The organism is Paraburkholderia susongensis (assembly GCF_900177725.1).
GTDB classification, from domain to species: Bacteria; Pseudomonadota; Gammaproteobacteria; order Burkholderiales; family Burkholderiaceae; genus Paraburkholderia; species Paraburkholderia susongensis.
On record NZ_FXAT01000001.1, the window covers coordinates 970,158 to 983,373 of the forward strand.

Here is a 13,216-nt window from a genome sequence, read left to right on the forward strand (position 1 = left end):
GTCTGATCGAAACGCGCGCGGCACGTCATGGGCCTTCGCTTCATTGGCCGTCACTTCATGCGCCGCAAAACAAAAACCCCCGCATTCGCGGGGGTTTTCCGTTTCAGAACACTAGGTAGCGCGTCAGGCTGCCCGGTACTGATTGCGTGATTCCGGCGTGCGATACAGGAACAGCGTCGCCAGCAGGCCGCAGATCGCCGCCACGCCGAGGAACAGACCCGGCGCCGCCTTGTTGCTCGTCACGTGAATGAGCAGCGTGGCGATGGCCGGCGTGAAGCCGCCGATCGTCGTTGCAAGACTGTACGCGAGCGAGAAACCGGCGGTGCGCACTTCGACCGGCATCACTTCGGTCAGCGCCACGACCATCGCGCCGTTATAGCAACCGTACAGGAACGACAGCCACAACTGCACGGCGAGCAGACGCGCGAACGACGGCTCGGCAACGAGCCACTGCAGCGCCGGATACGCCGTGATGATCGTCAGGATCGTGAACACGATCAGCACCGGACGGCGGCCGATACGGTCCGACAGCGCGCCCGAGAGCGGCAGCCAGACCAGGTTCGAGAGACCGACGCAGACCGTGACGACGAGCGTGTCGATGGACGAGAGCTTGAGCACTTCCTTGCCGAAGGTCGGCGTGTACGCGGTAATCATGTAGAACGACACGGTCGTCATGATGACCATGCCCATGCCGCCGAGCACGATGGGATAGTGCTCGGCCATCGACTTCATGATCTCGCCCATGCTTGGACGATGCTTGCGCGCCGCGAACTCCTCGGTTTCCTGCAACGAGCGGCGGATGATGAACAGGAACGGCACGATCAGACAGCCGATCAGGAACGGCACGCGCCAGCCCCATGCGGTCATCTGGTCGGCGGGCAGAATCTTGTTGAGCAGCACGCCGATCAGCGCGGCGAACACCACCGCGACCTGCTGGCTGCCGGACTGCCACGAGCAGTAAAAGCCCTTGTTGCCCTTGGTGGCGATCTCCGACAGATACACGGACACGCCGCCGAGTTCGACACCGGCGGAGAAGCCCTGCAACAGACGGCCGAGCAGCACGAGCACCGGCGCGACGAGACCGATGGTCGCGTAGCCTGGAATCGCCGCGACAGTGAGCGTGCCGAGCGCCATCAGGCTCAGCGTGAGGATCAGGCCTTTGCGGCGACCGTGATGGTCGATGTAGGCGCCGAGCACGATCGCGCCGATCGGGCGCATCAGGAAGCCCGCGCCGAACACGGATAGCGACAGCATCAGCGAGGCGAATGCGTTGCCGCTCGGGAAATAGGTCTTGGCGATCGCCGAAGCGTAGTAGCCATAAACCATGAAGTCATACATCTCAAGAAAGTTGCCGCTGACAACGCGGAAAACTGTCTTGACTTTGGATTCTTCCGTGGCGGAAGTAGCGGGGGTCGCAGTAGACATGACACTCTCAGATAAACCCGCCGCCCTGTTCGATGGGAATGGACAGAAGCGATCGGGCAGTTGAAACGATCCACTGCGTTTGGCAAGCGGATGCCACAGACGAACGGAAAAGCGCGCCTTGGGGCGCCGCATTTTGCGGCTCAAAGCGCTTAACCGGTATCAGGGTAAACCTTGTGATTCATGCGGAGCCCGCGCCACGTAATGTTACTGCTGATAGCGCCGTCGCGAAATGCATACAGTTCGCTTACGCGCGAGACCGGCACGCAACGCGGTAGGCTTTTCGTGCAACACCATTGAGTTGATTCTTACCCCGATGCGAACCACCCCTGCTCTTTCGCTGCGCCCCGCGACCATCGAGGACGCCGCGCTCATTGCGTCGATTCACAGCGCCAGTTGGCAGGCCACCTATCGCGACCTGTTGCCCGACACGTTCCTCGACGGCGAAGTCACGCGCGAACGCGCCACCTACTGGGCAGCACGCCTTCGCGCTCCCGGCGGCGAGCGCCGCATCGTGCTGATCGCCGAGCTCGCCGGCGAGCCGACCGGCTTCGTGTGCGTCGAGCGTCAGCCGGAATCCACGTGGGGCGTGTTGCTCGACAATCTGCACGCGCTGCCTCGCTACCAGGGCATCGGCGTCGGCAAGCTGCTGATGCGCGCCGCCGAAGACTGGGCGCGCACACAGGGAGAAACGCAGCTGTATCTGTACGTGCTCGAGGGCAACACGCCGGCGATCGGCTTTTATGAGCGGCACGGCTGGAAGTTCGTCGGCGCGGAGCCGGATCATATGGGCGGCGTGGACATCACCGCGTTGCGGTATGTGTACCGGTTGAATCCCTGAGATTGCCGGCCATTGGCGTTGCTGGGCACGTCAATGGAATAGTCGGGAATGTTCGCGCCCGGATCCCCAAGCGACGCGGTCATTTTCAGAACAGTCCGATCGTCAGAACGGACTGTTTCGAAGCATCATTTTCTGTTGCCGATGGCTTCACAAGGTAATGCCTCCTCTCGTCGTGCTGCGTCAGGTGTCTGGACCGGGGTGCGGAATTCGGTGGCAGCCTGAGCTCGCACCGAGTCGCCATCAACGTCCCCAGATCCTGTGACGGCCCACCAGCGGCCCCGTCATCGTGCACCGGAAGAAACCCATGTCCAGCACTCCGTTCACCTTGATCGAAGGTGCTTACGCGCTACCACGCCTGCGCCCGTTCGAACATCTACCCGAGTCATTCGGCCGCGACTGGGCAACGCTCGCCCCCAGCCACAGCTGGCGCACGGAACTCGAATCGCTCTATGCAGCGCTGCTGCGCACCGCCTGCATACGCAACGAAGACATCTTCGCGCGTTGCAAGTGGCAGCCTCTCGATGTGCAACATGCGGCCGCGCCTGCGGCGAGAGATGCGCAGCCCGCCGTGATCGCCAACGTCAACACAATACGCGGCGATGTTCCGCGGCCAAACACCCAGCTGCCGATGCGAATCCAGCTCAAGGTTCGCCCGTCCCGAAAGGCGAGGCGTCGCGCTTCACGGCATTGGAGTGTGATGGCGGGCGCCGCCTGCATAGCCGGCGGCGGGGCCCTGCTTGTGTGGATGGCGCTTGGTCAGCATCTCACGCCTCGTCAGATAGCGAGCGAACTGCTCAGGCCCGTGAACGTGACAATGGCCCGTCGCGACGCGCAGTTGGAGAAGGATCGCCCGCGCGATGGTGTTGCGGCTCGGCAGGCGCCTGTCGTGGGCAACACCAATGTTCAGATTCCGCCTCGGCAAACGGTTGCCGCTGGCAAGGCCGATGGTCCGGTTTCGCCAGCGGCGCCAGTGCAGCCCGCGTCTGGTTCCACGCCCGCACCGGTGGCGGCTGCGGCTCAGGAAACGGCGACGCAGAGCGAGCCAACCCGCTCAGGCAATCCGCTCGCCACAGTGCATGCTCATCCGCGCGGCGTGCTGCGTCCCAAGGCGCATCCGCATCCGCGCGACGTGCTGCACCCAAAGGCGCATCGCAAGCCAGAGTATGGCGGCGCGTCGTATCTGACGTCGCCAGCCCACGGCAAACCGCGCGTCGCGCACACACGTGCCGCGCCGATCGTGTCGCTTCGATTGCACGCGCATCCGGCTGCACGAGCCGACGCGCTGCCCACGCAGGCACGAGCACAAGCACAACCGCGGTTCACTAACAACGAATACACCGCCGTGATGACATCCGCCGCCACGTATGTACGCGACATCGCATCGCTGCCCCGCCCTGCCGCGTCGACTGATCCGTCGGCGGGCAGCGGCACGGCGTGGATGAATCACATCTCGCAGCGCCGCGTCACCGAAATTCCAGAGCAATTCGCGAAGTGAGTTGATCGTCCGCGCGCCGTTATCCGGTTCCGTCATTCGAATCCATTCCTCGACCGAATCGACGCAAAAAGCCCGGCTCTGTCCACTGAACTGCACCCCAATCGTTGGACGGGTGTCCAACTTTCCGGGGTGCAGTTCACCACAGAGGCGGGCTTTTTGTCGTCCGTCGATGCTGCTATTTCTGCACAGGCAAACCGGCTTCCGTCTGTTGCCGCAACTGCGTGATCTCGCTTTGCACCTGACGCAATTGCGCCTGCGCCTTGTCCCGCTCCGCGTGCAGCGTGAGCGCCTCGCCTCGCGCTTGCCGCTGATAGTCGTCGGCCTTGGCCTGCTGCGTACGCGCGACGTCGAGATCGGCCTGCAAGCGTTGCGCCTGTTCCTGCGATGTCGCGATGATGCCCTGCAGATACGCGGTCTGCGCCTGCAATCGCGTGCGGCGAATCTCGACATCCGCGAGTTGCGTCGTTTGCTGCGCGAAATTGGCGTAGATGGCTTCAGCACGCTCGACGTCTTCGGACTTGATCACGCGCCAGAAATGTTTGTCCTGAAATAGCGCGATGTAGTACGTCATCCGCGACGGATGGAAAAACAGGCTTGCACCGTAGTTGCCGTTGTACGTGGTGCGCAGTTCATTCAGGTTCGCGTCGTGAATCAGTTGCATCAGTTCGGCGACATCGCCTCGCGCGCCGCCCGGCGTTGCCGGTACGCTCGATGCCAAGGGCGTATTTGCAAACGCAGCGGCGCCGGGTTGCGGCGTCAGCTCGCTCATGGCGGGCCGCGTACCGGCTACCGGCGCGACCGTGCCGTCCTGCGCCGCCTGCACGGCGCCGGCATGCCAGAGCACATACGCGCCCGCGACCAGCATCGTGCGTTGAACTATCAAGGGAAACCTCATACTGCCTGCTCCACGCAAATCCGGAATAGCCGCGGATTATCGCGCGGATTGGCTGCTAGGCGAAACACCGAGCCGCTATCTCAATACACTCAAAATCGAGATACGTCGGTCGCAAAAAACTCGCGCGTTCCCGAAATGACAGCCGTAAATTGATGACGATCGGGCAACGACTTGGAGTCCTGATTATCCCGATAAAAAACCGCGACCGCGAATGCGTGCGGGCAGCCTATGCGGACCAGCAACAGGACAACGAAGGAGACGGAGACAAGCAAAAGAGAACAGCAAGGACAACAACGGGAACGACCGAAGAAAACGCGCCGCCGCAGATCGCGGCGACGCGTCGAACAGAGCAAACAGACCTGCCAGAAAAACGGAAAAGCGCACTCGCGATCACACGCGGGCGGCCATACCTCGCCACCTCAAAACCGCGTTTCGCGCGCCACCCGCAGGAACGTATCGAGCAAAGGCGTGCAATCGAGCAACTCCGGCCCGCCCGCGCGATGAAACTCCGGATGCCACTGCACGCCCATCACGAACGGCGCGCGCCGGTAGCGCACGGCCTCGATGATGCCGTCCGCCGCCGACACCGCCTCGATGTTGAGATCGCGGCCAAGCGTCTTCACCGCCTGATGGTGAATCGAGTTGACGATCGCGTCGCGCCGCCCCGGGAACATGTTGAGCAGCGTCGAGCCATCCGGAAAATGAACACCGTGGCGGTGCTGATCGTAGTTTTCGCTGACGTGCACGCCGGCGGTCGGCACATCGGTCGCGATGTCCTGATACAACGTGCCGCCAAACGCGACGTTGATTAGCTGGCAGCCGCGGCATACGCCGAGCACCGGCTTGCCCGACTCGATGAACTCGTGCAGCAGCTCGAGTTCGTACATGTCGCGCACGCGGTCGCCGGGCCATTCGGGGCTCGTCGCCGTTTCCGCATACGATTGCGGCGAGACGTCGGAGCCGCCTTGCAGCAACAGACCGTCGAGATGCTTCGCGTAGTCGCGCAAGCGGATGTTGCTCGGGTGCAGCATGCCCTGATGACCGACGGTCGGAATCATGAACACGATCACGTCGCGCGACATCACCCAGTGCGCGATCGATTCCTCGAGATATTGCAAGGTCTTGCCGCGCAACCCCTTCGCACCCGGCTCCGGATGGAAGATGCGCGCCGACACGCCGATGCGCAGCGTGCGCTGGGTGATCCGCTGCCCGGCGCGATCGAACAGTTGCCGCGCGCGCGCCGCGATGATGCGGCCAAACACGCTCCACGCCGAATCGTTCTGCTTCAGATAGCGCGGCGGCGACGGCGGGAATGCATTGGGCGGCGGCGGATTGGTCGCGCTGAAATCGGGCGCCGCGCCGAATCCGGGCGGCGGCGCGCCGGTCGGACGCGCGGTGGAGGCGGCGGCGTCCTGGGTGGCGGGAACGTCGTCGGTTGCGGCGGCCGAGGCGCCTGCGGTGCCCACGGTGCGGGTTGCCGTGCCCACAGGCGTCTCGCTGCCCGCGAACGCCGGCCCAGCCTTCGCAGTCGCCCGCGCGCTCGCCGCCTGCGTGCCGGCGCGGCGCGCTTCGCGCTCGTGAACCGCGGCCTCCTGCTGCGCGGTGGATGCCGCGGCGGCGCTGCGCGCCTCGGCCGCGTCGCGTTGCCGGGCCGTTTGCGGCGCTTCGGGCGTCACCGTCGACGCGCTGATCGGATCGTCGGTCGACGACATCGCGGCCGCTTTCTCGTCAGCGAGACTCGGCGTGTTTCTGGCCGGCGACTCCGGCAACCGGATGGCGTCTTCATGCGGCGGCGGCGAGGAGGCTGCCGGCTCGAGCGGCGCGGAGCCGGATTTCGGTGTGCCTGACGGCGCGGGCGAGCCCGACGCTGGCGGGGGACTACCGGCCGTGCCGGCGTTTTCGGGTTTGTTTTCGCTCATGACTGTCGGACGGGCGCCTTCCACGCGAACGAATGAATATGCCCTGATTATCCGTCAGCGCAACAGGCCCGGCAAACCCGCACACAATTGCTCACATTGTTGCGAAGCGTGACAGGAAGCGGCGGCGTCCATCGATGACCCATCGATAACTAAGCAATAACTCAAGGGTCCGGCTGTTCTTCGAAAGTTTCCCGCAAGGCAATCTGCATCGACGCGTGGATCTTCACGCACCAGCGCCACACGAGCGCAAGCAGCAGCGCCGCGCAGACCAGCACCGCGACGAGCAGCCCGGTAGGCGGCAGGATGCTGCTCGACAGCGCGGCCACGAGCAGAAACACGCCGATCATCGAGACGATCGGCACGAGGTCGGCGATCGCGTGGCGCAGCGCGCTCGTGAAGCGCCCCGCCGTCGCGGGCTGCACGCTGACTTCCGAGAGCAGCAGCGCGAGCGACTTCGTCTTGCGATACACAGCCACGAGAAACGGCAACGCCACGACGAGCGCCACGCTCCATTGCACGACACGCTGCAGCGACTCCTCGCCGAGCCAGTGCGCCAGCACCCTGCCGGTCTGCGGCGCGCTATACGACACGGTCAGAAAAATCGCCGCGACGAGCGCCAGATTCACTGCGATCTGCACGATGATCCGCCGCGTCATGCTGAACAGCGTCGGCTCGCCGCGCTCCGTGCTCAGGCTGCGCAGCCATTGCCCGTACATGCCGAAGACATTGGAAAGCGTATCGGGCATCGCCCGCGCGATGCTGCGCGTGAGCGGATCGGCGGCGCGGATCAGATACGGCGTGAGCAGCGTGGTCAGCGCCGACACCGCGACCGCAATCGGATACAGAAACGCGCTCGTCACCTTCAGCGTCACGCCGAGCGACGCGATGATGAACGAGAACTCGCCGATCTGCGAAACGGTCATGCCCACGCGCATCGACGTGCGCGCGTCCTGCCCCGAGAGAAAGGTGCCGAGCCCGCACGAGACGATCTTGCCGACGATCACCGCGAGCGTGATGATCGCGATCGGCCATCCGTAGTCGAGCAGCACGGCCGGGTTCAGCATGAGCCCGATCGTCACGAAGAAGATCGCGGAAAACGCGTCGCGCAGCGGCGCGATCAGATGCTCGATGCGATGCAGATGGCGCGACTCGGCCATGATCGCGCCGATCAGGAACGCGCCGAGCGCAATGCTGTAATCGAGCTTGACCACCAGCAGACAGAAGCCGAAGCAGAAGCCGAGCACGGACACGAGCAGCATCTCGTCGCTGCGGGTGCGCGCGACGTAATTGAGCGCGCGCGGCACGAGCAGCACGCCGACGATCAGCGACACCGTCATGAAGAGCAGCAGCTTGCCGAGCGTGACCGCGGCGAGCCCGGCGGAGAGTTGCCCGGTTTGCGCGATGCCGGTCAGCAGCACGAGCATCGCGATGCCGAGAATGTCCTCGACGATCAGGATGCCGAACACGAGCTGCGCGAAGCTCTCGCGCTTGAGCCCGAGGTCGGACAGCGCCTTCACGATGATCGTCGTCGACGAGATCGCGAGGATCGCGCCGAGGAACAGCGAATCCATCGGGCTCCAGCCGAACGCGCTGCCGATCTCGTAGCCGATCCACAGCATCAGCACGATCTCGGAGAGCGCGGCGACGATCGCCGTCGCGCCGACCTTGAACAGCTTGCGCAGGCTGAATTCGAGGCCGAGCGAAAACATCAGGAACACGACGCCGAGTTCGCCGAGCGTCTGGATGGTCTGTTCGTCGTGGATCAGCTGGAACGGCGGCGTGTACGGCCCGATGATGAGCCCGGCGGCGATATAGCCCAGCACCACCGGCTGCTTCAGGCGATGGAACAGCACGGTGACGACGCCGGCCAGCGCCATCACGACGGCCAGATCCTGAATGAAGCCAATACCCTGGTGCATGAACGCCTTTCCTTACAAAAAGTAATCTCTAACCGCAGTTTAACAAACGAAGCGGTGCTCCCTGAGCGTGGTTCGACTGAATATTTGAGCGGCCTGACGCGCGGATCGCCCGCCCGGAAGGCCCGGTGCCGCCGCCCGCGCGCCGTTGCAGCGAGTCGCGCCGCTATGAGGCGCCGGCTTTCATCCGGCTTAATTTTGAAACGCTGGACATCAGTGAAATATCACAATAATATTTGGCGCATATTTTTATCGGAGCCAGCCATGCAGTCGTTGCCGTTCAATCTCGAAGACCGCGCGGGCCGCCGCCGCACCGAGCACGTCGAAGTCAGCCGTTTGACGATCGCCGGCTGGGCGGGCCGCGACCAGGCCGCGATCGAGCACCACATTGCCGAGCTGGCCGAGCTCGGCGTGAAACGCCCGTCGACCACGCCGTGCTTCTACCGGCTCGGCGCGGAACTGCTGACGCAGGCCGAACAGATCGACGTGGTCGGTGTCAAGTCGAGCGGCGAAGCCGAATGCGTGCTGCTGCAAACGCCGGCGGGCCTGCTCGTCACGATCGGCTCGGATCACACCGACCGCGAAGTCGAGGCCTACGGCGTAACCGTCTCCAAACAGGTTTGCCCGAAGCCGCTCGCGCGCGACGCGTGGCTCTTCGACGACGTGGCCGGCCACTGGGATCAGCTCGAAATGCGCGCCTATGCGCTCGCCGGCGGCGCGCGGCGCGTCTACCAGCAAGGCAGCGTCGCGTCGCTGCTGCCGGCCGCCGATCTGCTCGCGCGCGCGCCGCTCGAACAAGGCGCGGCGATGTTCTGCGGCACGCTCGCGGTGCAAGGTGGCATCGTCGGCATGGCCGATGGCGATGCGCTCGAACTCGAGCTGCACGACCCCGTGCTGAACCGCACGCTGCGCCACGCGTATCGCGTGCGGGCGCTGCCCATCATCGAGTAACGCGTCGAATCAACGCGTCGAATAATGCTGAACGAGACACCCCCATGAGCACCCCTTCGCTTTCCGTTAGCGCCGCCGCCCCTTCCGACGCGTGGCTCGAAGCCGCCGCGTTGCGCAAGATCACGTGGCGCATCATGCCGTTCCTGTTTCTCGTCTACGTGCTGTCGTATCTGGACCGCGTCAATATCGGTTACGCGAAGCTGCAGTTCACGGGCGACCTCGGTCTCTCGAACGCGGCGTACGGGCTCGGCGCGGGGATCTTTTTCTTCGGCTACTTCGTGTTCGAGGTGCCGAGCAATCTGCTGCTGAAGAAATTCGGCGCCCGCGCGACGATCGCCCGCATCACGATGCTGTGGGGCCTGCTCTCGTGTCTGATGATGTTCGTGCGCAGCGAGACGATGTTCTACGTGCTGCGCTTTTTCCTCGGCGTGGCCGAGGCCGGGCTCGTGCCCGGCGTGGTGCTCTATCTGACCTTCTGGTTTCCGTCCGACCGCCGCGCGCGCATGGTCGCGGTGTTCATGGCGGCGATTCCGGTCGCGGGCATCATCGGCGCGCCGCTCTCGGGCTTTCTGATGTCGGCGCTGCACGAGGCGCACGGCCTGCGCGGCTGGCAATGGATGTTCCTGATCGAGGGCATCCCGTCGATCCTGGCGGGCATCTGGGCGCTCGCGGTGCTGCGCAACACGCCGTCCGAAGCCGCGTGGCTCAGCGCCGACGAAAAGCGCGTCATCATGGGCCGCCTCGAGCGGGAAAACAGCGCGGCCGCGGCGGCCGGCGCCGAACACCGGCTGGGGACCGCGCTGCGCTCGGGCCGCTTCTGGATGCTCACGCTGATCTACTTCTGCCTCGTCACCGGCAACGCGGGCTTCTCGTTCTGGCTGCCGCAGATCGTCAAGGACCTCGGCGTGACGAACCTCGTCACCAACGGCTTCGTGACCGCGATTCCGTATCTCGCGGCCGGTATCGGCATGATCGTGATCGGCCGCTCGTCGGACATCACGGGCGAGCGGCGCTGGCACTATGCGGTGTGCTGCTTCATCGGCGCGGCGGGGCTGCTCGGCAGCGCGTCCGTCACGCATTCGATTCCGCTCGCGGTCACGGGCCTGTCGATCGCCTATGTGGGCATCCTCGCGGGCTTCGGCATCTTCTGGTCGATGTCGACGACGTTCCTGCAAGGCACGGCGGCCGTCGCCGGTATCGCGGTCATCAACTCGATCGCGAACCTCGCCGGCTACGTGAGCCCGTACGTGCTCGGCATCATCAAGGACGCGACGCATAGCGTGACGCTCGGGCTCGTGCTGATCGCCGGGGCGCTGATCGTGGGCGGCCTCGTCACGCTGCTGATGCCGCGCGTGAACGTGCAGCATGCGAACGGGCGCGCATGACGGGCGGGCATGAAACACGCCCCCACAGGCGCGGGACGCCCACGCGCCGCGCGCGCAAAACCTTGCTCTACAATGCGGACGACATCGCCCGCTCGCTCCATCCATGACGCTTACGCAGACTGCCCGTCCCTCTCCGCCCGCCCGCGCAACCGCGGCGGGAAGCCTCGCTGAACAGGCCTACGAGTTCGTCAAGCGCGAAATCATCACGATGCGCCTGCGCCCGAGCGAGGTGCTCAACGAGGCGGAGCTGATGGCGCTGACCGGCATCGGCAGAACGCCGGTGCACCAGGCGCTGCACCGGCTCGTGCACGAGGGCATGCTGACGATCATGCCGAGAAAGGGCATCATGGTCCGGCCAGTGTCGCTCGAAGACGTGCTCGCGATCATCGACGTGCGGCTCGTCAACGAAAGCTACTGCGTCGAGCTGGCCGCGCGTCATGCGCAGCAGCACGACTACGACGCGATGCAGGCGCTGCTCGAGCGCTCGGCCGTGTGCGTCGCCGCGCACGACGTCGGCGGCATGATGGACATCGACCGCGAATTTCATCTGGCGATCTCGGCGGCCTCGCGCAACGCGGTGCTCGCCGACATTCTGCGCGGACTGCACGAGCGTTCGCTGCGCTTCTGGTTCATTTCGCTGTCCGAGCCGCATCATCTGGAGGACGTTCACGAGGAGCATCTCGAACTGTTTCGCCTGCTGCGCGAGCGCGACGCCGAAGGCGCGCGCCGCTCGGTGCAGAAGCATATCGAGGCGTTTCGCGCGACGCTGTTCAAGCGTATCTGAGCGCGCGGCGCCTCATCACTCTTCACCCGCTTCAACCGGATCTGAACGAACATCATGGCCACTGAATTCGCCCCCTTCCCGCCGCTTGCCCAGCTTGCCGCCGATCTCGCCGCCGGCCGCACCACGAGCCGCGCGCTCGTCGAAACCGCGCTCGAACGGATCGCCGATCCGGCGGGCCAGGGCGCTTCCGTATTCATGCACGTCGACGCCGAATCCGCCCGCGCCGCCGCCGATGCGCACGACCGCCTGCGCGCGGCCGGCACCGCGCTCTCGCCGCTCGCCGGCATTCCGGTGTCGGTCAAGGACCTGTTCGACATCGAAGGCCAGCCGACCCGCGCGGGCTCCGTCGTGCTCGCCGACGCCCCCGCCGCGAAGGCCGACGCCGTCGCGGTCGCGCGTCTGAAGCGGGCCGGCGCGGTGATCGTCGGGCGCACCAACATGAGCGAGTTCGCGTTCTCCGGGCTCGGTCTGAATCCGCACTACGGCCATCCGCTCTCGCCATACCGGCGCGGCGTGAAGGGCGACGAACGGATTTCGGGCGGCTCGTCCTCGGGCGCGGCGGCCTCGGTCGCCGACGGCATGGCCGCGATCGCGCTCGGCACCGACACCGGCGGCTCGATCCGCATTCCGGCCGCGCTGTGCGGGCTGACCGGCTTCAAGCCGACCGCCTCGCGCATCCCGAAACAGGGCGGCGTACCGCTTTCGCCGACGCTCGATTCGTTCGGGCCGATCGGCGTCTCGGTCGCGTGCTGCGCGCTCGTCGACCGGATGCTCGCCGGGCTCGAACCGCGCATTCCGGCCGCGCGGCCGCTCGAAGGCGTGCGCCTCGGCGTGCTGACCAATTTCGTGACCGACGGCGTGGAAGCCGAAGTCGCCCGCGCGATCGACACCGCGCTCAAGCATCTCGAAGCAGCGGGCGCGATCGTCAGCGAGGTGCGTTTCGCGCCGCTCGACCGCCTGCCCGAGGTCAACCGCTTCGGCTTTTCGCCGATCGAGGCGTATGCGTGGCACCGCCCGCTGCTCGAGAAGCATCGCGACCAGTACGATCCGCGCGTGCTCGTGCGCATCATGAAGGGCGAGCCGGCCAGCGCCGTCGACTATCTGGACCTGCTCGCCGGGCGCGAGGCGATGCTCGACGAAGCCGCGCGCACGCTGTGGCCGCGTTTCGACGCGGTCGTCGCGCCGACGGTGCCGGTCGTGCCGCCGCGTCTGGCCGACCTGCTCCACGACGACGACGCGTTCGGCCGCACCAACGCGCTGATTCTGCGCAATCCGAGCGCGTTCAACTTCCTCGATAGCTGTGCGCTGTCGCTGCCGTGCCATCTGCGCGGCGACGCGCCGGTCGGCCTGATGCTAGCGGGCGCGCCGCACGCCGACGATGCGCTGCTCGCGATCGGGCGCGCGGCGGAGGCGGTGCTCAACGCGATCCGCTAGGCACGAGGCGGGGGCGGTCGCCGGGCACGGCGCGATTGGCTGAGCGACGCGCGGTTCATTGAACGCGACCCAGTTCGCGCAGCGGCGATGCGACGCGCCAGACGGCACAATGCCGCGGCGCGCGGCATTGGACGCGGCGCGCTACGCCAGGCGGCCGCGCGCGCTATTACGCGA

Annotated in this window: 10 protein-coding genes; 6 read left to right on the forward strand and 4 right to left on the reverse strand. The window is 65.6% G+C overall.

Going from position 1 to position 13,216, the window contains the following annotated elements; all coding sequences use genetic code 11:
* Positions 1-123: 123 nt before the first annotated feature.
* Positions 124-1,425, reverse strand: a complete 1,302-nt coding sequence (gene tcuC, locus B9Z01_RS04450; RefSeq protein ID WP_085480998.1) for an MFS transporter — start codon at positions 1,423-1,425, stop codon at positions 124-126.
* A 313-nt stretch (positions 1,426-1,738) separates the two neighbouring features.
* Here tcuC and B9Z01_RS04455 point away from each other — a divergent pair, with 313 nt between their 5' ends.
* Positions 1,739-2,263, forward strand: coding sequence for a GNAT family N-acetyltransferase (locus tag B9Z01_RS04455; RefSeq protein WP_085480999.1), 525 nt, complete (start codon positions 1,739-1,741; stop codon positions 2,261-2,263).
* 304 nt (positions 2,264-2,567) lie between these two features.
* Positions 2,568-3,758: a hypothetical protein gene (locus tag B9Z01_RS04460; RefSeq protein ID WP_085481000.1), complete on the forward strand. Its 1,191-nt coding sequence runs from the start codon at positions 2,568-2,570 to the stop codon at positions 3,756-3,758.
* Between the two features lie 175 nt (positions 3,759-3,933).
* Here B9Z01_RS04460 and B9Z01_RS04465 read toward each other — a convergent pair whose 3' ends face one another.
* From B9Z01_RS04465 to B9Z01_RS04475, 3 genes are all read right to left on the reverse strand, one after another.
* Complete coding sequence (locus tag B9Z01_RS04465) at positions 3,934-4,653, reverse strand: DUF2968 domain-containing protein (protein WP_085481001.1); 720 nt, start codon at positions 4,651-4,653, stop codon at positions 3,934-3,936.
* Positions 4,654-5,072: 419 nt separating this feature from the next.
* Positions 5,073-6,572, reverse strand: coding sequence for a gamma-glutamyl-gamma-aminobutyrate hydrolase family protein (locus tag B9Z01_RS04470; RefSeq protein ID WP_085481002.1), 1,500 nt, complete (start codon positions 6,570-6,572; stop codon positions 5,073-5,075).
* A 161-nt stretch (positions 6,573-6,733) separates the two neighbouring features.
* Positions 6,734-8,491, reverse strand: coding sequence for a cation:proton antiporter (locus B9Z01_RS04475; protein ID WP_085481003.1), 1,758 nt, complete (start codon positions 8,489-8,491; stop codon positions 6,734-6,736).
* Between the two features lie 261 nt (positions 8,492-8,752).
* Between B9Z01_RS04475 and B9Z01_RS04480 the strand changes: the two genes are divergently transcribed.
* The 4 genes from B9Z01_RS04480 (at position 8,753) to B9Z01_RS04495 (ending at position 13,042) form a co-directional block, all read left to right on the forward strand.
* Positions 8,753-9,439, forward strand: a complete 687-nt coding sequence (locus B9Z01_RS04480) for a DUF2848 domain-containing protein (RefSeq protein ID WP_085481004.1) — start codon at positions 8,753-8,755, stop codon at positions 9,437-9,439.
* A gap of 44 nt (positions 9,440-9,483) precedes the next feature.
* A complete protein-coding gene (locus tag B9Z01_RS04485; protein ID WP_085481005.1) occupies positions 9,484-10,824 on the forward strand; it encodes an MFS transporter in 1,341 nt (446 codons plus the stop codon).
* 103 nt (positions 10,825-10,927) lie between these two features.
* Positions 10,928-11,608: a GntR family transcriptional regulator gene (locus tag B9Z01_RS04490; RefSeq protein WP_085481006.1), complete on the forward strand. Its 681-nt coding sequence runs from the start codon at positions 10,928-10,930 to the stop codon at positions 11,606-11,608.
* 54 nt (positions 11,609-11,662) lie between these two features.
* Positions 11,663-13,042 (forward strand): amidase, encoded by a 1,380-nt coding sequence (locus B9Z01_RS04495; RefSeq protein WP_085481007.1) that lies wholly within the window; start codon positions 11,663-11,665, stop codon positions 13,040-13,042.
* Positions 13,043-13,216: the final 174 nt, after the last annotated feature.